Origin of the sequence: Clostridium paridis, from assembly GCF_016765615.1 — a bacterium.
GTDB lineage: Bacteria > Bacillota > Clostridia > Clostridiales > Clostridiaceae > Clostridium_T > Clostridium_T paridis.
Map to the genome: position 1 here is coordinate 153,801 of NZ_JAESWA010000023.1, position 22,400 is coordinate 176,200.

Consider the following 22,400-nt stretch of genomic DNA (forward strand, 5'->3'; position numbering starts at 1 on the left):
GGAGGCGTGAATGAATAATAATACACCATTAATATCGTTAATTAACATTGAAAAAAGATTTGGTACCGTATTAGCAAATCATAATATAAACTTAGATCTTTATAGGGGAGAAATTCATGCATTACTTGGAGAAAATGGTGCAGGTAAAAGCACACTTATAAACATAATATCAGGAGTTTATTCTCCAGATGCGGGTGAAATAAAACTTAACGGAGAAAAAAAGAGTTTTGGATCCCCTAAAGAAGCTATGGATGCAGGCGTAGGAACAATTTATCAACACTTTAAGTTAGTAGAAGCAATGACTGCAAGAGACAATCTTAACCTTGGGAATAGTAAGGGGTTGTTTTCAAAGGGTAAAAAGATAGATGAAGCAATCATGGAAATTTGTAAGACATATGATTTGGAAGTAGTTTTAGATAAGTATGTATCCGACATGTCAGTTGGGGAAAAACAAAATTTAGAGATATTAAAGGTTCTATATAGAGGAGCTAAAATATTAATATTAGATGAACCAACTACTGTATTTACACCACAAGAAACTGAAAAGCTCTTTAAGATAATGAGAAAAATGAAAGAAGCTGGATGTGCAGTTATTTTTATATCTCATAAGATGGATGAGGTTATGGAAATAAGTGATAAAGTAACAGTTTTAAGAAAAGGGGAAACAATTAAAACTCTTATGAAGAGTGAAACATCACCTAAGGAATTAACTGAACTTATGGTAGGAAGAGCTGTAGAACTGTCAATAGAAGCAGTAGAAGCAAAACAAGGAAAAGAACTTCTTAATGTAGATGGACTTACTGTACTTAGTGAAGAAGGAACTGAAGCTATAAGAAATATATCTTTCTCTATAAAGGCGGGAGAAGTTCTAGGAGTTGCTGGAATAGCTGGTGCAGGCCAAAAAGAATTATGTGAAGCTATTGCTGGAATTTCTAAAGTCAAAGCTGGAAAAATAGTATTTGATGGTGAAAACTTAGAAGGAAAAAATCCTAGAGAATTTGTTAAAAGAGGAATAAGTATGAGTTTCATTCCTGAAGACAGATTAGGTATGGGGTTAGTTGGATCTATGGATATGGTTGATAACTTACTTCTAAAATCCTACTATTCTCAAAAAGGACTTTTAATCGATAGAAAGCCTGTTATAAAAAGAGCTTTAGACCTTAAAGACAGATTAGAAATTAAAACACCTTCAATACATTTTCCAATAAGAAATTTATCAGGTGGAAATATTCAAAAAATATTGCTTGGAAGAGAACTTAGTGTAGATCCTAAACTGCTTGTAATGGCATATCCAGTTAGAGGATTAGACATTAACACATGTTTTACTATTTATAATCTTATCAATGATGCAAAAAAGAATGGTACAGCTGTATTGTTTATTGGGGAAGATTTAGATGTTTTAATGCAGTTGTGCGATAGAATAATGGTTATATGTAATGGAAATGTAAGTGGAACCATCGATAGTAAAGATGCAACAAGAGAAAAACTAGGACTAATGATGGTAGGGGCAGAAGCCTAAGGAGGATAGCATTTTGATTAGATTAGTTAAAAGAGAAGAAGTTAAAAAATCGACAAATATTAAGATAAGAATTCTTTCTATATTAATAGCTATTTTAATTGCAGGAATTTTCTTGCTGATATTAGGGAACAATCCAGTAGATGTATTTGGAGGAATGGTTAAAGGTGCATTAGGCTCTCCGAATAGAATAAGACAAACAATCATTGTTGCAATACCTTTAGTAATTGCATCAATTGGAGTTGGTGTTGCATTTAAAATGCTTTTTTGGAATATAGGTGGAGAAGGCCAAATATTTATGGGAGCTTTTGGAGCTGCAATAGTTGCATTAAACTTTACAGCATTACCTAAACCTATATTACTTTTACTTATGTGTATATCAGCTATTATATGCGGTGGATTATGGGCATTGATAGCAGGATTTTTAAAAGTATATTTTAATACAAATGAAACTATTATTACGTTAATGCTTAATTATGTGGCACTTAAATTTATAACTTTATTGCAGTTTGATTTACTTAAAGATAAAAATGCTATGGGCTTTCCTAAAATAGCAAACTTTGCTGATAAAGCATTGCTACCTAAGTTATTTGGAGTACACATAGGATGGATTATTGCACTAATAATTGTGGTAGTTTTCTTTATCTTTATGAATCATAGTAAATTAGGATATGAAATAGCTGTTTTAGGAGAAAGTAAAAATACTGCAAAGTATGCAGGAATAAATATAAATAAGACAATATTTAAAGCAGTATTTATAAGTGGAGCTTTATGTGGCCTAGTAGGTTTTATTCAGGCATCTGCAGTTAGCCAAACTTTATCAATAGAAGTGACAAATGGAGTAGGAAATACAGCTATTATAATTGCATGGCTTGCAAATTTAAATGCTATCTTTACTCTTGTTGTATCTTTCTTATTTGGTGTTTTGATACAAGGTGGAGCATATATACAAACAGCTTTTGGAATACCAAATGCAGCAGCATCAGTCATTCAAGCTTTAGTATTATTTTGTGTACTAGCAGGTGAAATGTTTATTAGATATAAAATAGATTTTAAGGGGGTAAAAAGATGAATATAGAGTCATTTTTACATGCAGCTATAATTGCAGGAACTCCTTTATTATTAGCTACTTTAGGAGAAATATTAACTGAAAAGGTTGGTAACCTTAATCTAGGAGTAGAAGGAATGATGCTTCTAGGAGCAGTTTTGGGATTCTTAGTGGGATATGGAACAGGAAATCCCATGCTGGCTTTACTAGCAGCAATAGCAGCAGGAGCATTTGGAGCTTTTATTTATGCCGTGCTAACAATAACATTTAGGACTAATCAAGTAGTTACTGGATTGACACTAACTATTTTTGGAACCGGAGTTTCTTCATTACTTGGTCAAAAAGTAGTTGGTCAAGTAGTTCCAGATTCAGTAAAGAGTTTTTTTGCACAAATGAAAATACCGGTGCTCGGTGATATTCCATTTGTAGGATATATATTATTTAACCAAGATACCTTTGTGTATATATCTTATGTACTTACTATAATTGTAGGTATTTATATGTATAAAACAAGGATTGGATTAAATCTAAGAGCAGTAGGAGAGAATCCTGGAGCAGCAGATTCAGTAAGTATAAATGTATCATTATATAAATATGTAAATATCATTATAGGAGGAGCTTTAGCTGGACTAGGAGGAGCATATCTTTCACTAGTATATGTACCAGTATGGCAAGATAACATCACATCCGGAAGAGGATGGATAGCAGTAGCTTTAGTAATCTTCGCAGCTTGGAATCCATATAAAGCTATTTTAGGTTCTTATCTTTTTGGAGGTTTAGATATTATTGGATTTAGACTCGAAAAAACAATAATTTCTCCGTATATACTAAGTATGCTTCCATACTTAGTAACGATTTTTGTGTTAGTTGTAATATCAGTAAGAAAATCAAAGAAGAATGCACCTCCAAGTTCATTGGGACTACCTTATTTTAGAGAAGAAAGATAATAAATGTAACCTTAGTATTTTCCATGATAAGCTATAAAGCTTTACTGCATAAGAGGTTCGACCACGGAAAGCTTTATGGTGAAGAATGGATTTAAAATACTTAGGTTACATGCCATATAATCTCATAAATAGTGTATAATTAATAAAGGAATTCAGTTTTTCTGAATTCCTTTAAGTTATTTTTAAAGGAGACTACTAATGAAGAATAACAGCACAATAAAATTAATGATTTCAATGCTTATATGGGGAAGTTTAGGAGTATTCGTTAAAAATATTAATTTGCCATCTCAAGAAATAGCTTTTTCAAGAGCAGTTATTGGAACTATATTCATTTTTTTTGTTAATAAATTTTATTTTAAAAATTCATTAAGTGAATTGTTTGATAGAAAAAATAGAAGAACTTTATTTGTTTTAATAGCACTGGGAATATTCTTAGGACTAAATTGGATTCTGCTCTTCCAATCATACAAGTATACAACAATTGCAAATGGAACATTAACATATTATTTAGCACCAGCACTAGCTATATTATTGGCACCATTTATTATAAAAGAAAGAATTAAATTAAAGAGTATAATATCAGTTATAATTGCTATATTTGGACTATTTCTTATACTCACTTCTAATAACACAAATCAAACAGGAGAATACAATCACTTTTTAGGTATATCTTTTGCACTATTAGCAGCTTTAGTGTATGCACTTATTATTTTAATCAACAAAAAAGTACAAGGTGTAAATGGATTAAATAGTACATTTATTCAAATGTTTGTTAGTGCAGTAAGCTTGCTGCCGATAATACTTTATAGAGGAGAATATACAATAACTTCTACAAAGACACTTGTATATCTATTAGTAGTAGGAATTATTCACACAGGTTTAGCTTATATACTATATTTTACAAGTCTTAAAAGTTTGGCAACTGAAAAGATTGCAATCCTAAGCTATATAGATCCTGTCTCTTCCGTAATATATGGATTTCTATTATTGGGAGAAGGTGTAAGCATAAAAACCATTATTGGTGGGATACTTATATTGAGTACAGGGATAATAAATATGGACAAGGAGTGAGATATATATGAAAAAACAACAAAATAATACAGGGATAAAAGGCGATGTAATGAATGATGGTTTAAATTCAGACGTAGGGTATAAAGCAGGTAATTTTACTAAAGATGCAGTTAAGGCATTTGAGCAAAATGTAGCAAAAAATACACCTAAGGGTGATAGATTTAGATAATAAATAGGGTTTTTTATAGGAAACTTGATTTATTCTTGTTTGAAAATGTCTGGTTTTGGACATTTTCAGGCATAAATAAATTATTAGTTGAACTTAAAACCCTATAGATATAGGTTTTTTAGAGACTGTTGTAAACTTCAACAGTCTCTTTTATTGCTTTGTTAATTAATGAATATCTGGTATAATTTACAAAAATGGGTATTTAAGAAAGGTAAAATATATATGGAGATGCTGGAAGTTTTATTATTAGTAATATCAATAGCTTTTATAATTGCAATAATTAATGGACTATCAAGGATAAAAAAAATAACTGAACAGAATGAAATAATTGAACAAAAGCAAAGAAAATTAGAAAATAAACTATATGAGTTAAATGAAAAAATAGATAGAATTATACATTCTCAAGAAGATATATTGGACAAAATAAATCAAGATATATAAATTAAAGTTACTTGATTTTATAAAGATCATGACATATAATAATGAAGAAATTTATATTTATACAAACTAAAAATTCTAAAATATTATTTCACTTAAAACATCATAGAGTGGGATATTAAGCAGCGATGTTTTAAGCTTATAATATAAGAATTTAAGAGTTTGTATTTAGGACAGTTCGAAAGCCTCCTGTCTTTAAACAAAACTACGGCTCAATAAAAGTAATAATAATTATTTTATTATTTATTTGTTGTGTTTTAAGGATTTTTAAGTGTAATAGTAAAAGTCCTTTGTTTTGCCGTAGAAATTATTTCTACGGTTTTTTTACTTTTAAAAGAGGTTTAATAATTGTATCTTGGAGGAGAAAAATGAAAATAAAAAGATTGGTTTATTCCGCACTTATAGCAGCTATTTATGCTGCACTTACTTATTTAATAGCGCCAATAGCTTATGGACCTATACAATTTAGAATTTCAGAAATTATGGTTCTTTTGGTATTGGTAGATCCATTTTATATAGTTGGTTTAACATTAGGTTGTTTTTTAGCTAATTTATTAGGACCTTATGGATTTATGGACATAACAGTTGGAACATTAGCTACTTTTGTTGCAGTAGTATTAATGAGTGGAACTATTAAAATAATGAAAGATAGCAAGTTCGGAATAATTGTAGCATCTCTATGGCCAACAGTCATTAATGGAGTTTTTATAGGATATATGCTCTATTATGTTGTGCAGGCTCCGTTGTTATTAACAATGTTCCAAGTTGGAGTAGGGGAGTTTGTTGTTGTAACTGTAGTTGGAGTGCCTATCTATTTATATTTAAAGGAAAAAAATATTTTTAAAAGACTGGGATATAGAGTATAGTTTTTAGAAAAATTTAAGGTTTATAAAGAGTCTAGTAATGTTAGTAAAGACTTGCATTAAAGGCTATTTATAAACCTTTATTACATTAAAATATATTTATACAAATTTACATATTGATGCTATAATAAAATATATTTTAAAAGCTAATTAATGAGGTGGAAAAATGAGTAATATTGCTGGACAAGGTTGTGAGGTTTTAGTACCTTTTAATGAAAGAAAACCTTTGGCTGAAATAGAAAGAAGTTTAATAAAAAAATATAGAAAACAAATATGGCGTAAATTTATAAAGGCAGTTCAAGATTATAAGCTTGTGGAAGAGGGAGACAAGATAGCGGTAGCCATTTCTGGAGGGAAAGACTCTATGATAATGGCAAAACTTTTTCAGGAACTAAAAAGACATGGGCAAATGCAATTTGACTTAGAATTTATTGTTGCAGATCCAGGGTATCATGAAAATATAAAGGAATTACTCATTGATAATTGCAATTACCTTGAGATTCCTATACAAATATTTGATTCGGGAATTTTTGATGTAGTAGATAGAATTGCTCAAGACTATCCTTGCTATATGTGTGCAAGAATGAGAAGAGGATCTTTATATTCAAAAGCGAAAGAATTAGGATGCAATAAATTAGCATTAGGTCATCATTTTAATGATGTTATTGAGACTACTATGTTAAATGTGTTGTATGCTGGTAACTTTAAGACTATGCTTCCAAAACTTAAATCAACAAATTTTGAAGGTATAGAACTAATAAGACCACTTTATTATATAGAGGAACAATATATTCAAAAATTCACACAGAGTGCAGGAATATGGCCGCTTAATTGCGCTTGTATGGTTGCAGCAAAGAAAACAGGCAATAAGAGATATGAAATTAAAGAATTAATTGAAAATTTAAAAAAGAATTTTAATAATGTTGATAAATCAATATTTAAAGCTGCGGAGAATGTTTCTATGGATGCTATATTAGGATGGGAAAAACAAGGGGTTAAGCATAGCTTTCTTGAAGAATTCGAAGAATAAAAAAATTTTTCTTTTAATATTTAAGAAATAAGGTTAAAATTAAATGAATATCTAAATTGAAGGAGGTGAATTCTCAAAGACTAAGATTAGTCTTTGGGATACTATATGTCAGATAAAGAATTAAATAAAGAATGCGGTTGTGGCTGCGAAGGACATGATCATGAACATAACCATGGAGAAGACTGTGGATGTGGACACGACCACGACCACGACCATGAAGAAGAAACTCTATTTGTTGATTTTGAAGATGAAGAAGGAAATATAGTTTCATTTGAAGTAGTTGATAGCTTCGAATATGCTGGAGAAGAAGAAGCTTTCAAAGGAAGTGTATATGCTCTAGTACAAGATCCTAATGATAATTCAGTTTTCTTAATGAAGGCAGATACAGATGAATCATTAGTACCAGTTGAAGATGAAGCTGAATTTAATACTGTAGCTAAATTTTATCAAGACTTAGCAGAATAATTTAAAAAAATAGGTGTAAAGTGCAATAAAATTGCATTTTACACCATTTTTTTTAGTATAATATAACTAATAATTTATATTTATATAGATTAAAAAATAATTATATTTTTGTGAAATAGGAGAAATAAAATGATAAAACTAGCTATTTTCGATATAGATTTTACATTGACAAGGCGAGAGACATTGATGGAGTTGTTTAGGTATGTGATGAAAAAAAATTTAAAGAATATAAGATACATACCAAGAGCTATATATTGTGGAGTTATGTATGGATTAAAGTTTTATGATGAAAAAAGAGTTAAGGAAGGATTTTTAAAGTTCCTTGATGGGGTTGATGAGGCTGACTTAGCTATAATCGTAAAAGATTTTTATGAAAATAGATTAACTAATATATTATATGCTGATGCAATTAATACAATAAGAAAATTAAAAAGGGAAGGATATCTTATTTATTTAATATCTGCCTCTCCAGAATTTTATTTGAATGAATTTTATAATATTAAGGAAGTTGATAAGATAATAGGCACAAAGTTTTCTTTTAAGGAAGGAAAATTTATAAGAAGAATGGATGGAGCTAATTGTAAAGGAGAAGAAAAGGTTAGAAGATTAAAAGAAGAGCTATCAAAAGAAGGATTAGAAGTGGATTTTAAAAATAGTATTATGTATTCTGATTCAATGTCAGATAAACCATTGTTTGATTTAGTAGGTAAGCCATACTTAATTAATTATAAAAAAGGACATCCAGATATAGAAGTATTAACATGGAAATAGGAGGGTACAATTATGGCAATTGCACAAAATTATTATATTGAAAATGAAAAAGTAAAAGAAGCAAAAGAATATCATGAAGAAAATGAAGGGGTAGTTATATATGAGGTTCTTAGAATAATTAAAGGTATTCCGTTATTTTTAGAAGAACATTTAAAAAGAATGGATAATTCCTTTAAACTAATTAATAAAGTAAATCCATATGATTCCGAAATAATAAAGAAATCAATAGAAAAGTTAGTAGAAGTAAATTCAGTATATGAAGGCAATGTAAAGATAACCGTTGAAGTAATGGATAGGGAAGATGTTTTAAGGGTGTATTATATACCTCATAGTTATCCAACGGAGGAACAATATGAAAACGGCGTAAAAACTATACTATACTTTGGAGAAAGAGAGAATCCTAACGCTAAAATTGTAAATAACAATTTTAGGAATGAGGTTAATGAGAAAATTAAAGATGCTGAAGCGTATGAAGCTATATTAGTTGATAGAAATGGATATATTACAGAAGGCAGTAGGTCAAATATCTTTATGATAAGAGGTGATGAAGTGCTTACTTCCCCACTAAAAGATGTACTGCCAGGTGTGACTAGAGGTGAAATAATAGAATTGTGTAAAGATAATAACTTAATATTGAAAGAGGAGAAAGTGAGTTATAGGGATATTGAAAACTTAGATGGCTTGTTTATTACAGGTACTTCCCCTAAAATATTACCTATTTCTCAAGTTGAAGGTTTTATATTTAACTCAAATTTAAATGATATCATTAAGAAATTGATGAAGAGTTACGAAAATAAAATATACGACTATATTAATTAAGTAATTTAAATATTTATGGACATATGGTATACTGAAGATGGTTGAAAGGGTGGAATTATGGGTAAAATTGTATTTAAAGGCGAAAATTTGGAAAAAGTTTTAAACAAAGCAAGTTTAGAATTAAATATACCTAGTAATGAGTTGAATTATAAGGTTATTAATGAAAAACATGGTATATTTAAAAAAAGTATCGAAATAGAAGTCGAAGTTGCAGAGGAAGCTCAAGTTGATCAAGTTGAAACAGCAAAAGAAGAAAAAGAAGTTATATCAGAATTTGATGGAGCTGTTAGGATTGAAGATGGAGTAATTCATGTTAGAGATCCTAAGGAAAACGGAAAGCCAGCTGAAATATTTATTTCGAGCTATCTAGAATGTTTTATTGATGGGAAAGAAGTTTCAGGAAGAACTAGGGTGTTTGAAAATAATAAAATTGAATTTGTTATTGGAGAACAAAAATCAAAAAGAAATATTGATATAAAAATTGATCAAGATGCAATGGAAGCTAAGATATCCATAAGTTATATACCAGAAATTAAGTATGCCATAAAAGACGCAGATGAAACGATGCTGCTTGATATTCAACTGGAAGAAAAAGAAATACAATTTCCACCTAAGTTTTCAGTTGATGATATTAAGACAATTTTACGTGAAAAAAATGTCGTTTTTGGATTGATAGAAGAAAATATTAAAGAAGCTTCAACATTAGAGAAGGTTGAAGATATGGAAGTTGCTAAAGGTATTCCGGTTAAAAATGATATTCCAGATGAACTTAAAATTTACTTTAGTGAAAGTAATCAATCTAGAGGAGAAGATGATTTATCTAGGGTTGATTATAAGAATTTTTATTCTATTGCAAATATAAAGACAGAAGAAATTTTAGCCGAGATAATTAATGGCGAAGATGGAACTAATGGAACTAATATATTTGGAAAAGAATTAAAAAGAAAAGCAGCAGGTAAATTAAATATAAAGACTGGTGAAGGTTGTAAGCTTGAAGACAATAAAATAATAGCTACAACAGAAGGAAGACCTTGCTTGAAATCAGGAGTTTTTCAGGTGAATAAAGTCTTGATGCAAGATATAGATGTTGATATGAAAAGTGGAAACATAAGCTTTATTGGAGATATTCATATAAAGGGAGAAGTAAAGGATGGAATGAGGGTTGATGCAGGGAATACCCTTATTGTTGAGAAAAATGTAAGCACTTCTACTTTAGTTGCAAGAGGGGATATTCTTATTAAGGGGAATTGCATAGGAGGCACAATAATTGCAGGGGGAGATAATACTGTTGTAGTTAATGAAATGACTTTACTAGGTGGAATAAAAGAAGATTTATGTGCACTTATTGAAGCCGTAGTCCAAGTTAAAGAAAGAAACTTATTTGGAAAAGGTTTGAAGGATGGAGAAATAATTAGACTTCTTTTAGATAAAAAATTCAAGAGATTATTAACAAAAAGTATTATTTACCTTAGGGATACCAGCAAGGAAGAGCTTCAAAATGATAAATTAAAATTTTTCTTAAAGAATAATATTTTTGGTCTTGGAGCTACTAACATAAAAAGCCATACTGAATTATATAACATAATTGATTTAATAGATGCGAAAAATGAAATTCTAAAATCTCAAGTTAAGCTTCCTGTGAATTTAACATTGGCTTATGCTCAAGACTGTAGGATACAAGCATCAGGAGACATAATATTTACGGGAACAGGATCCTATCTTTCACATGTTGAAGCGTTGGGAGAGATTCATTTTAAAGGCAATAATTCAGTAGTGAGAGGAGGAGTTATTAAATCTGAAAAAGAGATACGATGTAAAATTGTCGGATCTGAAGGAGGAGGAAAAACTCAGCTTATTACAGGTAAAAAAGGACATATATATGCTGATGTAGCATATATAGGCACATGTCTTCTCTTTGGCTTAAGAGAATATGTTTTCGAAGAAGATTCAAAAAATGTACATGCTTATTTAGATGAAGATAATGAACTAATAGTTGAAAAGTTTGTGTTGTAGGAGGGAAAAATATGTCTTCTAACGAAATGAAAGTACTAATTTTTAGTTTGAACCAAGAAAGTTACGCAGTAAATATAATGGAAGTTGAAAGAATATTAGGTTATGAGGTTCCAACCTTAATTCCAGATGTTCCTGATTTTATTAAAGGAGTAATAAATTATGAAACTGGAATACTTCCAATTATTGATCTTAAAAAGAAATTTTCTTTGATAGATGTAACCTCACATGATAAAGAGAAAGATTCAAAAATTATAGTTACAAATGATACTGAAAATAAGTTTGGAATCTTAGTTGATAATGTATACGAGGTTAAGGACATAAAAACAACATCTATTGAAAAGAATCAAGCAGTTAGTTCCGGGGTTTCCGGAAGTTACATAGAAGGTTTAATAAAACTAGATAATAAGATAGTAATATTATTAGATCTTTCAAGAGTTCTTACTGAGGAAGAATCCGAGAGTATTTTTTAGGGGGATACGATATGCAAGACAATGATATAAAAGTTGGCATAGCAGATTTAAATACGGTATACTCTCCTGGGAAAATAATGACTATTGGATTAGGTTCATGTGTTGGGATAGGACTTTATGATAGAACAAAGGGTATAGCAGGTTTAGCACATATAATGTTACCAGATAGTACAAGCTTTAAAAACGTAACTAATGAATATAAGTTTGCAGATCTGGCAATACCAATACTAATAGAAAAAATGATTGTTCTTGGGTGCTCCAAGAGAAATTTAACAGCTAAAATTGCCGGTGGAGCATCTATGTTTAATTTTTCAGATAAAAGTATGGTAAATGACATAGGAAAAAGAAATGTTGAAGCAGTTAAGAAAACCTTAGATGAACAAAAGATTCCTATTTTAGCCTCTGATGTAGGAGGCAATAAAGGAAGAACTATGATTTTGTTCGCAGAAAATGGGTTAGTAAATGTCAAGACGATTGGGCAAGAAACTAAAGATTTATAATGGAGTTGATTTAATTGGATAAGATTAAGGTTTTAGTAGTAGATGATTCAGCTCTTATGAGAAAATTTATTTCAGATTTAATTAATCAAGAAGATGATATGGAGGCGATTGCAACAGCTAGAAATGGTAAGGAATTATTAAGTAAATTAATTAATTTTAAACCGGATGTAATAACACTAGATGTTGAAATGCCTGAAATGGATGGCATAGCCACTCTAAAAGAATTAAAGGCAAGCAGAATAAACATACCTGTTATAATGTTAAGTAGCCTAACAGCGTCAGGATCCAGGCTTACAATGGATTGTTTGAAATTAGGTGCATTTGATTTTGTACAAAAACCATCAGGATCTATTTCATTAGATATAAAAAAAGTTGCAAAAGATTTAACTGAGAAAATAAGAAATACTAGGTTTTATAATAAAAATAGAAGGGTAACTTCACCAATGAAATTGCCAGAAATTGCAGTAGATGTCGTAGGTAAAGGAAAAAAGATAGAAGGAAAAATTAAGGCTGTTGTGATAGGTGCATCTACAGGTGGGCCTAAAGCATTAAATAATGTACTTCCGTTTTTACCTAAAAATTTAGATGTTCCAGTATTTGTTGTACAACATATGCCTAAAGGATTTACTAAGGCATTCGCTGAAAGATTGAATGAAACCTCAGACATGCATGTTGTTGAGGCAGAACACGGAATGATAATTGAGAACAATACGATTTATATTGCAAAAGCAGGATATCATATGGAAGTTGGATCTGACAAAAGGATTTACTTAAATGAAGAACCGTCGATTTGGGGTGTGAGACCAGCAGTAGATAAATTATTTCTATCTTCATCAAAAGTTTATGGTAAGAACTTATTATCAGTAATACTTACTGGTATGGGGAAAGATGGAGCTCAAGGAACAGTGGCGGTTAAAGATGCAGGAGGAATCACTATTTCTGAGGATGAAAGAACATGCACGATTTATGGAATGCCTAAGGCTGCATATGAAACTGGAAAAGTAGATTTAGTATTACCGTTAAATGAAATAAAAAATACAATAGTTAAAATTATAAAGGAGAACTTATAGCCTATGGATTTTTTAGAATTTGAAAAATGGGTTTATAAAGAAATGGGAATTAACTTATCGGCGTATAAACCTAATCAGCTTCATAGAAGAATTGAAAGCTTAATGAGCAGGGTTGGTGTTAAAAATTTACAAGATTATAAAGTTCTTTTAACAAAAGATAAAGAACAAAAACAAAGGTTTTTAGATTTTATAACAATTAATGTTACCGAATTTTTTAGAAATCCAGAAATGTTTAGTCAATTAGAAGATTTACTTAAAAAAGAATTCGTGAAAAATCCATCTTTAAAAGTATGGAGTGCTGCATGCTCTATAGGTTGTGAACCTTATTCATTGGGAATCATAATGGATAACATTGGTTATAAAGGCAAGTTAACTATACTTGCAACGGATATAGATCAGACTATTTTAAGTAAAGCACAATTAGGTCAATATTCAGAAAATGAAATAAAGAATGTAAATTCTACAAATTTAGATAAATATTTTTCAAAAGTTAACGATAAATATTTTATAAAGGATGAAATCAAGAAAAAAATCACATTCCAAAAGCAAGATTTAATTTTGGACAACTATGATAGTAATTTTGACATTATAGTTTGTAGAAATGTTGTTATTTATTTTAATAATGACACAAAAGACAAAATATATGAAAAGTTTTCAAAGTCTTTAAAAAAAGGCGGATTACTTTTCGTAGGAGCCACTGAGACCATATATGATTATAAAAAGTATGGTTTCGAAAAAGCATCAACATTCATATATAGGAAATTGTAAGGAGGATAATCATGGATACATCACAATATTTATCAATGTTTTTAGAGGAATCCTTTGATAACCTTCAGATATTAAATGAATCATTACTAGAGCTTGAGCAAAACCCTCAAGATATGGACAAGCTAAACGAAATATTTAGAGTTGCTCATACAATAAAGGGAATGGCTGCTACAATGGGATTTACAAATGTTGCTGAATTAACTCACAAAATGGAGGATGTACTTTCAAAATTTAGAGAAGGTGTCCTTGAAGTTACAAAAAATGAAGTGACTGTATTATTCGATTGTTTAGATACTCTAGAAAAAATGGTTAATAATATCCAAGATGGTATTGAAGAACAAGTAGATATTACTTCAATTATTAATGATTTAGAATCTATAGGTAAAGAGCAATCACAAGCCGAATCAGATGAAGTAAGTGTAGATGTTAAAGAAGAAGATAAGGATTTAGAAGAGTTCCTTGAGATAAATCAATATGATTTATCTGTAATTAAGCAAGCGCAGGAAAAAGGCTACAATCCACTTAATATTGTAATAAAACTAAGTGAAGCTACTTTGCTTAAATCTGCAAGAGCATTTTTAATTGTTAAGGACTTAGAAGAACGTGGAGAAATAATAAAATCATATCCTGCAACTGATGATATTGAATCAGAAAACTTTGATTTTACTCTTAAGTTTATTCTTTTAACACAAGACTCTAAAGCTGATATTCATAATTTAATAATTGGAATATCTGAAATTGAAGAGGTAAAATGTGAAGAGGTAAAGGTAGAAGCTAAACAAGAGAAAACAGAAGAGTTAAAACCAGTGGAGAAGACTCCAGAAAAAGTTCAAGAAAAAGCCCCATTAGGAAATATACAGCCTAAAAAGGAAATAGCTAAAAATACAACTCAGAAAGAAAATAAGAAAACTCATCAATCAGTTAGAGTTGACTTAGAAAGATTAGACAAACTTATGAATATGGTATCTGAGTTGGTTATCAATAGAACAAGATTAGAGCAAATAAGTTTAAAATATAAATCTTTAGAATTAAATGAAACACTTGAACAAGTAGCTAGAACAACAACAGATTTACAAGACTTGGTTATGAAAATAAGAATGTTACCATTAGATGTAGTATTCAATAGATTCCCAAGAATGATTAGAGATATTTCTGTAGAATTAAACAAGGAAATAAATTTTGTTGTTGAGGGTGCAGAGACAGAGCTAGATAGAACTGTAATTGATGAAATTGGAGAACCATTAATTCACTTATTAAGAAATGCTGCAGACCATGGAGTTGAAAGCAAGGAAGATAGAATTGCAAAAGGTAAAAATCCGGTTGGTACTGTAAGATTAGTTGCATATCAAGAAGGAACTAAAGCAGTAATCAAAGTAGAAGATGATGGTGCTGGAATAGATCCTGCTAAGATTAAAGCTAAAGCTGAACGTGTTGGTATTAATACCGAAGGCATGAACGAGGATGATATTAAAAACCTAATATTTGCTCAAGGATTCTCAACAAATGAAGTGGTTACAGACATTTCTGGTAGAGGTGTAGGAATGGATGTTGTAAAAACAAAAATTTCTGCATTAGGTGGAACTGTTGAAGTAGTTTCAGAAATAGGCAAAGGTTCTGCATTTATAATTAAATTACCGTTAACACTTCAAATTATACAAGCTTTACTTGTAAAAGTAGGCAGTGAAACTTTTGCAATATCATTAGGATTTATTGACAGAGTAATAGATTATAAAAAAGATAATGTTAAGCAAACTAATGGTAAAGAAGTTATTATATACAGAGATGAAGTTATACCTCTAGTAAGGGTTAATGAAAAACTTCATATTGATAGCCAAGAAGAAGGTAAGAAGTTTGTTATAATAGTAAAAGTTGGAGGAAAAACTGTTGGACTACAAGTTGATTCATTAGCAGGTCAACAAGAAGTTGTTATAAAACCTTTAGGTAAGAGTTTAGAATCCTTAAAAGAGTATATTGGAGCTACTATACTTGGTGATGGTTTAGTGACTTTAATACTTGATGTAGCTGCATTATTGCAGCTGGGTTAGGAGAGAATATAAATGAAAGAAAACTTATTTAGTCCAATGCAATTAGATGCGATAAGAGAAGTATCTAACATAGGTGCTGGGAATGCTGCTACAGCATTATCCCAGCTGCTAAATAAAAAAATAGATATGTCAGTACCATCAGTTAATATTATCGATTTTGAAGAAGTTTTTTCAAACTTCACTGATGAGAAAGAAGTATTAGGAATCTTAATTAGAGTTTTAGGGGATACTCCTGGTAATATCTTATTTATATTTGAAAAAGATGCAGCTAGTGAGATTGTTGAAGCTTTAATTGGCTCCGCAGATATGTTATTAACTGAAATGGGAAAATCAGCGCTTTGCGAGGTAGGTAATATTATATCTGGTGCTTTTATGAATGCTATTAGTAAATTTACTAATCTTTCAATTATGGCTTCAGTACCAGCCATGTCGCACGATATGCTAGGAGCAGTTCTATCTTCAACAATGATAGAAACTGCACAGTTTAGTGAAAATATATTGGAAATAGAAACAAACTTTTTAACAGGTAATAATTGTACTGAGGCAGGAGGATACTTCTACTTCTTGCCTATGCCTGGATCTTTAGAAAAAATATTAAATGCAATAGGAGTAATGTAATTACGGAGGGAATGCGAATGTCAAGAGTATTAATAGTGGATGATGCTGCTTTCATGAGAATGATGATTAAGGATATCTTAGAAAAGAATGGGTTTGAAGTTGTTGGTGAAGCTAACAATGGAATAAAAGCTGTAGAATTATATAAAAAAGAAAAACCAGATGTTGTAACAATGGATATCACAATGCCTGATATGGATGGTATTGAAGCAGTTAAACAAATTAAAGAATTTGACCCATCAGCAAGAGTTATTATGTGTTCAGCTATGGGACAACAAAGTATGGTAATGGATGCAATAAGAGCAGGAGCAAAAGACTTTATTGTTAAGCCTTTCCAAGCAGATAGAGTACTTGAAGCTATAAAGAAAACCATAGGATAACCAAATTAGGAGGGAAGACCTATGCAAATAATTGCCTTTAAAATAGGAAATGAATTTTTTGGTGTAGAAACACGAAATGTACAAAATATTAATGATATTATGGAGATTACAAAGGTACCTAATTCTCCTGCATACATAAAAGGATTAATTAATCTAAGAGGAAACATTATTTCACTAGTTGATTTACATCTTCTTTTAGAAGCTCAAGTATCTGAAGAAAGTCAAAATAATATTATTATATTGGGAATTGAAGAAGAACAAATAGGGATTATGGTAGATTCTGTGCAAGAAGTAATAGAGGTTGACGAGAAGGATATTCAAAAAATTGAAGCTTCTAAGCACCAAGCATACTTAAAAGGTATAGTTAACCTAGGTGATAAAATTATCACATTGATTGATATAAACAGAATATTAAATCCATAAAAAAGTGAGGGGAAAACATGGCAGAGGTTTTATCACAAAGTGAAATAGATGCCTTGTTATCTGCCCTTTCTACAGGAGAACTGCAACCAGAGGAGCTTCAAAAGGATGAAGAGAAACAAAAAGTTAAGCTTTATGACTTTAGAAGCCCTCAGAAGTTTTCTAAGGAACATATAAGAACACTTGAGCTTATTCATGATAATTATGCAAGAATAATAAGTAATTATTTAAGTGGTCAACTTAGAAAAAATGTCAAAGTTAAGATAGAAACTGTAGAACAGATAACCTATGAGGAATTTATACACTCGGTATCAAATCCAACAATATTGACTATATTCACTTTGGCTCCGCTTAGTGGAAGTATTTTATTTGAGACAAATCCGCAGTTTGTTTATCAAGTATTAGATATTCTATTAGGTGGTGATGGAGAGCGAAAACTATATACAGCAAAAGAATTTACAGATATAGATAAAAATATAATACAACAAGTCAATGCTGGATTGATTTCAAATCTAAAGTTGGCTTGGGAGGATTTAATTTCAGTTGAACCTGCTGTAGATTCAATAGAAACAAATCCAGCTCTAAATCAAACATTAGCGCCAACTGAGCCAGTTGCACTTATCGTTTTTTCTGTTGAACTTGGAAAAAGTAATTGTTTCATCAACCTATGTATTCCATATCTAAGCTTAGAAAAAGTTCTTGATAAGTTAGTTGTTCAATACTGGTTTAGAGATGAAGGAGAAGGCGATAAAGAAGAATCTAAGAAGAAAGTATTAGATAGATTAAATAATGTAGATGTTAGCATGCATGTAGAATTAGGAAAGACACATCTTATGGTTGATGACTTCTTAAAGCTTGTTAATGGAGATATAGTTAAATTGGATAATAAATTTACAGAGCCTGTTAAAGTATTTGTGGAAAATGAAGTAAGCTATATTGGTAAACCAGGAGTTATTGGTAAGAAGGCAGGCGTAGCTATTCTAGATATTTTGGAAAAGGATGTGGGAAACGATGAGTAACGGATTTCTTTCACAAGAAGAAATAGATTCACTTTTAAATGGAAATCCTAGCAGTACAGCAAGTCAGCCTGAAGCGGATGATGATCAAAATTTAAAGGATATAGAAAAAGATTTGTTGGGTGAAATTGGAAACATATCCATGGGCTCAGCATCAACTGCCTTATCACAGATTATTAATCAACAGGTTAATATCACAACTCCAGTGGTAACACTGACAACATTGCATGAGGTTAAAAAAGGATTTGAGACACCAAATATAGTATTAGAAGTAGAATATACTTCAGGAATTGTAGGTAAGAATATCCTTATTATGAAAAATACTGATGCATCAGTTATAGCAAATCTGATGATGGGTGGAGATGGTTCAGTAGCAGTTACGGAATTATCAGAAATAGAAATATCTGCTGTTCAAGAAGCAATGAATCAAATGATAGGCTCAGCAGCAACTTCAATGGCAACAATGTTCTCAAGAGAAGTAAATATTTCCCCGCCTAAATCAAAAGTTTGGCAAAATGATGGTGATGAAATTGCTGAGGATATCAGCGACGATGAAAAGGTAGTTAAAGTTTCTTTCAGAATGACAATAGGTTCGCTTGTAGATTCAAGCATAATGCAAATATTACCTGTAAGTACAGCAAAGAAAATAGTTGCAATTATGATGGGAGAAGAGGATTTAATTGGTAGTGAAACTGGTAACGAAGAAGTAGTTTCAAAGGAAATTCATCAAGAAGCACCAGCGCAGAGGGCACAAAGCCATACTGAAGCAAGAGTACAAGAAAATAATACATACGCAAGTAGTGCACCAGCACCAGTTCAAGCACCAGCTCCAGTAGTTGAAGTGCATAGAGCACAATTCGAACCATTATCTGCAAGCAGCACAGGAGCAGCACATAGTAATATTGATTTAATATTAGATGTACCGCTTGAAATATCAGTAGTTCTTGGAAGAACTAAAAAGAGTATAAGAGATATTCTAAATTTCTCAAGTGGATCTTTAATAGAGTTAGAAAAACTTGCTGAAGAACCAGTTGAAGTTTTAGTAAATGGTAAGAAGATAGCTTATGGTGAAGTTGTAGTTGTTGATGAAAACTTTGGCGTAAGAATTACAAGCATAGTTTCAGGTGCTGAAAGAATAAAATCATTAAGATAAAAAAAGCTTTGTAAAAAGTCTCATATAGCAAAAATGTCTATATGGACCTTTTACAAGACTTTCAAAATAGGTTAAGAATTTAACTCCTAGTATTATTTTTTAATAAGTAATACTAGGAGTTTCTATTTATGGGTAATATAATAATGCATTTTATCCGCGTATTGGGTATTTCATGCTTAATTATATACAATCTAAATTAAATTACTAAATAAATATAAATATGTAACGATAATAATATTAGAACAATAAAGTATTAAAGGTGGGGTTAGTATGAATATTAAAGGGATATCTCCCTCAAGTATTAATAATTACTATAATTCAAATGTAAAAAAGGTAGAAAAGAAGGATGTAGCCAAAGTTCACGATAAAATTGAAATATCAAAGACTGGTAAAGCCCTTCAAAAATATGGTGTGGAAGAAGTATTTACAAATTCACCAGAAAAAATAGAAAAGTTAAAAAATGATATTAAAAATGGAACTTATAATCCAAGTTCAGCTGCTATCTCTAGAGCAATGTTTGACTCAATGAAAGGGAGAAAAATTTAATGAGTGAATCCATAAAAGAAATATTTGTAGAAGAGAAAAAAAGCTTAATGAAGCTTATGAATATTTTAGAGAAGCAACATGGATATATAATAAATAAGGAAATTTTCAACTTGGAGGGTATAGTTGAAGAAATTCAAGAAGTAAATAAAGAAGTAGCTCAGTGGGAAGTAAAAAGAAGAAGGGCGACATCGGGGTTAGATTTGGTTGATTACATTAATAATAATAAAGATGAAGAGCTAGAAAATTTATATAGAGAAATAAGAATGCTCTTAGAAGAATTAAGATTACAGAAGGATACTAATGAGTTATTAATAAAACAGCAGCTATCCTTTACAAATAGACTATTAACATTAATTAATCCTAGAAGAGATATAGATACTTACAATTCTTATGGGAAAATAAAAAGGTAATGGGAGGATAACATGTCAGGATTATTTGGAACATTAAATATTGGTGGAAGAGGAATGTCAGTTGCTCAAAAAACAATTGATGTAACTTCACATAATATTTCTAATGCTAACACGCCTGGATTTTCAAGACAAAGGGCTCAGATAGAAACATCAAGACCTTATGGAGGACCTGTATTAGGCGCTGTTGCTACAGCAGGTCAAGTAGGAACAGGAGCTCAAGTATCTGCAATAGAAAGAATAAGAGATACATTTTTGGATTTTCAGGTAAGAAATGAAACAAGTACAGCTGGTAAGTTTGATATAAGAAATAATTTCTTAAGTGAAGTACAAGATATATTTAACGAACCATCAGATACAGGCATTTCAACATTAATGGGTAAGTTCTTTGATTCATGGCAAGAACTATCCAAACAACCTCAAAACTCAAATGCTAGGACTGTAACTGCTCAACAAACAGTTTCGTTAACAGATGCATTAAATCATACATACACTAAGCTTCAAGATTTAAAATCAAATGCTCAAAATTTACTTAAGAATGACGTGACTGATATGAATAGTATATTAGATCAGATTGGTGCGTTAAATAAGGAAATTAAAACAGTTAAAGTTTCAGGAAATGAACCTAATGATTTAATGGATAAAAGAGATTTGCTTATTGACCAATTAAGTAATAAATTTAATTTAAATGTAGAGAGAAAAGAGTTTGAAGGTATAGATTTAAAACCTACAGATACAGGTAGTATGAAAAATAGTAAGTTAGTAGCTGCTGATGATAATGAATCTGTTATGAGATTTTCATATATTAGTTCGATGGAAAAGGATAGTAATGATCCATCTGGCCAAACTTATACTATAACATATTATAAGCTAGGCAATATGCAATCTGAGGATAATAAAGGTACAATGAAAGTAACTGGATTAACACCTGATAAAGTTGATGAATTAATGAATTCTAGAATATTATGGGCTAATTCAGAGGGAACTCCAGTAAAAGGTGATGGATATCCTGTAAAAGCAAATTATACTATAAATGCTGCTGAAATTATGGATTTTCAGCCTCAATCAGGAGAAATAGCTGGTACAATATCAGTAGAACAAGATATAAATGGATATATAGATCAGTTAAATAAGATTGCTAAATCATTAGCATATTCAGTAAATGCAATACATTCGGGACTTGCAAAGAGTACTGGAAATCCTGGAGTACCAGATAAAGATTATTCCGTTTTCTTTGTAAATAAAGATGTAGCTAAATATAGTAATACACATGAATTAAATAACTTAGATGATACTTTAGCAGCAGAGCAAGATATTAATGCTGGAAACATTACTTTAAATGAAGAATTATTAAATGATGTAATGAAGATAAAAACAAAGTCTCATGATAATGCTTATGCCTTTACAGCACAGAATCCAGTTGATGGAGAAAGTGATGGCGCTAGAGCATTAGCAATTGCAAAACTAAGAGATACCTTACTTAGAGTTCAAGATTTTGGAGGACTGGTTAGTACTAGAGCAGATATGTTCAATGCTTCAAGAGGAGGAGCTACACTAAGTAATAACGGAATGACAATTGCTAGTGATACAAGTGGAATGACACTTAGTGGATATTTTAAAGATACAATTGATAAATTAGGTGTTCAAGCACAAGAATCAGGTAGAATGGTAACCAATCAAGAGAGTCTACTTAATTCTCTTCAACAAAGCAGAGACTCAGTATCGGGAGTATCATTAGATGAAGAAATGACAAATTTAGTACAATTTCAACATGCTTATAATGCAAATGCTAAGATTATTGCTACAGTAGATGAACTTCTTAATGTTGTAGTAAATGGGTTGATAAAATAGGGGGTTTGT

The 22,400-nt window shown here is 30.6% G+C and carries 25 protein-coding genes; all 25 read left to right on the forward strand.

The features are described 5' to 3' along the window. Window positions 1–10 precede the first annotated feature (10 nt). The 25 genes from JK634_RS13810 (at window position 11) to flgK (ending at window position 22,391) form a co-directional block, all read left to right on the forward strand. Window positions 11–1,519 carry an ABC transporter ATP-binding protein gene (locus JK634_RS13810; RefSeq protein WP_202768260.1) on the forward strand — a complete coding sequence of 503 codons (1,509 nt, stop codon included), beginning with the start codon at window positions 11–13 and terminating at the stop codon, window positions 1,517–1,519. Between the two features lie 13 nt (window positions 1,520–1,532). After that, a complete protein-coding gene (locus tag JK634_RS13815; RefSeq protein WP_202768261.1) occupies window positions 1,533–2,588 on the forward strand; it encodes an ABC transporter permease in 1,056 nt (351 codons plus the stop codon). Continuing rightward, window positions 2,585–3,511 carry an ABC transporter permease gene (locus JK634_RS13820; RefSeq protein WP_202768262.1) on the forward strand — a complete coding sequence of 309 codons (927 nt, stop codon included), beginning with the start codon at window positions 2,585–2,587 and terminating at the stop codon, window positions 3,509–3,511. The genes JK634_RS13815 and JK634_RS13820 overlap by 4 nt, the downstream gene beginning before the upstream one ends. Before the next feature lie 198 nt (window positions 3,512–3,709). Further along, window positions 3,710–4,582: a DMT family transporter gene (locus tag JK634_RS13825; RefSeq protein ID WP_202768263.1), complete on the forward strand. Its 873-nt coding sequence runs from the start codon at window positions 3,710–3,712 to the stop codon at window positions 4,580–4,582. 7 nt (window positions 4,583–4,589) lie between these two features. Continuing rightward, window positions 4,590–4,751 carry a hypothetical protein gene (locus JK634_RS13830; RefSeq protein WP_202768264.1) on the forward strand — a complete coding sequence of 54 codons (162 nt, stop codon included), beginning with the start codon at window positions 4,590–4,592 and terminating at the stop codon, window positions 4,749–4,751. 222 nt (window positions 4,752–4,973) lie between these two features. Continuing rightward, window positions 4,974–5,192, forward strand: coding sequence for a hypothetical protein (locus tag JK634_RS13835; RefSeq protein ID WP_202768265.1), 219 nt, complete (start codon window positions 4,974–4,976; stop codon window positions 5,190–5,192). 365 nt (window positions 5,193–5,557) lie between these two features. Next, window positions 5,558–6,055 (forward strand): QueT transporter family protein, encoded by a 498-nt coding sequence (locus JK634_RS13840; RefSeq protein ID WP_202768266.1) that lies wholly within the window; start codon window positions 5,558–5,560, stop codon window positions 6,053–6,055. Between the two features lie 163 nt (window positions 6,056–6,218). After that, on the forward strand, window positions 6,219–7,082 hold the full coding sequence (locus tag JK634_RS13845; RefSeq protein ID WP_202768267.1) for a tRNA 2-thiocytidine biosynthesis TtcA family protein: 864 nt from the start codon (window positions 6,219–6,221) through the stop codon (window positions 7,080–7,082). 105 nt (window positions 7,083–7,187) lie between these two features. Beyond that, complete coding sequence (locus tag JK634_RS13850; RefSeq protein WP_202768268.1) at window positions 7,188–7,547, forward strand: DUF1292 domain-containing protein; 360 nt, start codon at window positions 7,188–7,190, stop codon at window positions 7,545–7,547. Between the two features lie 129 nt (window positions 7,548–7,676). Then, complete coding sequence (locus JK634_RS13855) at window positions 7,677–8,318, forward strand: HAD-IB family hydrolase (RefSeq protein WP_202768269.1); 642 nt, start codon at window positions 7,677–7,679, stop codon at window positions 8,316–8,318. Window positions 8,319–8,330: 12 nt separating this feature from the next. Further along, window positions 8,331–9,137, forward strand: coding sequence for an aminotransferase class IV (locus JK634_RS13860; RefSeq protein WP_202768270.1), 807 nt, complete (start codon window positions 8,331–8,333; stop codon window positions 9,135–9,137). A gap of 57 nt (window positions 9,138–9,194) precedes the next feature. Beyond that, window positions 9,195–11,150 carry a DUF342 domain-containing protein gene (locus JK634_RS13865; RefSeq protein ID WP_202768271.1) on the forward strand — a complete coding sequence of 652 codons (1,956 nt, stop codon included), beginning with the start codon at window positions 9,195–9,197 and terminating at the stop codon, window positions 11,148–11,150. A gap of 11 nt (window positions 11,151–11,161) precedes the next feature. Then, window positions 11,162–11,620, forward strand: coding sequence for a chemotaxis protein CheW (locus JK634_RS13870; RefSeq protein WP_202768272.1), 459 nt, complete (start codon window positions 11,162–11,164; stop codon window positions 11,618–11,620). A gap of 11 nt (window positions 11,621–11,631) precedes the next feature. Beyond that, the gene (locus JK634_RS13875) at window positions 11,632–12,120 is read left to right on the forward strand and encodes a chemotaxis protein CheD (protein WP_202768273.1); all 489 of its coding nucleotides are present in this window, start codon (window positions 11,632–11,634) and stop codon (window positions 12,118–12,120) included. Between the two features lie 14 nt (window positions 12,121–12,134). Next, the gene (locus JK634_RS13880; protein WP_202768274.1) at window positions 12,135–13,190 is read left to right on the forward strand and encodes a protein-glutamate methylesterase/protein-glutamine glutaminase; all 1,056 of its coding nucleotides are present in this window, start codon (window positions 12,135–12,137) and stop codon (window positions 13,188–13,190) included. A gap of 3 nt (window positions 13,191–13,193) precedes the next feature. Continuing rightward, entirely contained in the window at window positions 13,194–13,958 is a 765-nt protein-coding gene (locus tag JK634_RS13885) for a CheR family methyltransferase (protein ID WP_202768275.1), read from the forward strand. An 11-nt stretch (window positions 13,959–13,969) separates the two neighbouring features. After that, window positions 13,970–16,003 carry a chemotaxis protein CheA gene (locus tag JK634_RS13890; RefSeq protein WP_202768276.1) on the forward strand — a complete coding sequence of 678 codons (2,034 nt, stop codon included), beginning with the start codon at window positions 13,970–13,972 and terminating at the stop codon, window positions 16,001–16,003. A 12-nt stretch (window positions 16,004–16,015) separates the two neighbouring features. Beyond that, window positions 16,016–16,621 (forward strand): chemotaxis protein CheC, encoded by a 606-nt coding sequence (locus tag JK634_RS13895; RefSeq protein ID WP_202768277.1) that lies wholly within the window; start codon window positions 16,016–16,018, stop codon window positions 16,619–16,621. Between the two features lie 17 nt (window positions 16,622–16,638). After that, the gene (locus JK634_RS13900; RefSeq protein ID WP_202768278.1) at window positions 16,639–16,998 is read left to right on the forward strand and encodes a response regulator; all 360 of its coding nucleotides are present in this window, start codon (window positions 16,639–16,641) and stop codon (window positions 16,996–16,998) included. Between the two features lie 21 nt (window positions 16,999–17,019). Beyond that, complete coding sequence (locus JK634_RS13905; protein ID WP_202768279.1) at window positions 17,020–17,421, forward strand: chemotaxis protein CheW; 402 nt, start codon at window positions 17,020–17,022, stop codon at window positions 17,419–17,421. Between the two features lie 17 nt (window positions 17,422–17,438). Continuing rightward, window positions 17,439–18,437 (forward strand): flagellar motor switch protein FliM, encoded by a 999-nt coding sequence (gene fliM, locus JK634_RS13910; RefSeq protein WP_202768280.1) that lies wholly within the window; start codon window positions 17,439–17,441, stop codon window positions 18,435–18,437. Next, window positions 18,430–19,587: a flagellar motor switch phosphatase FliY gene (fliY, locus tag JK634_RS13915; RefSeq protein ID WP_202768281.1), complete on the forward strand. Its 1,158-nt coding sequence runs from the start codon at window positions 18,430–18,432 to the stop codon at window positions 19,585–19,587. Before fliM ends, fliY begins: the two co-directional genes overlap by 8 nt. Window positions 19,588–19,857: 270 nt before the next feature. After that, on the forward strand, window positions 19,858–20,133 hold the full coding sequence (locus JK634_RS13920; protein WP_202768282.1) for a flagellar biosynthesis anti-sigma factor FlgM: 276 nt from the start codon (window positions 19,858–19,860) through the stop codon (window positions 20,131–20,133). After that, the gene (locus JK634_RS13925) at window positions 20,133–20,543 is read left to right on the forward strand and encodes a flagellar protein FlgN (protein ID WP_202768283.1); all 411 of its coding nucleotides are present in this window, start codon (window positions 20,133–20,135) and stop codon (window positions 20,541–20,543) included. Before JK634_RS13920 ends, JK634_RS13925 begins: the two co-directional genes overlap by 1 nt. 12 nt (window positions 20,544–20,555) lie before the next feature. Then, window positions 20,556–22,391, forward strand: coding sequence for a flagellar hook-associated protein FlgK (flgK, locus tag JK634_RS13930; RefSeq protein WP_202768284.1), 1,836 nt, complete (start codon window positions 20,556–20,558; stop codon window positions 22,389–22,391). Window positions 22,392–22,400 lie beyond the last annotated feature (9 nt).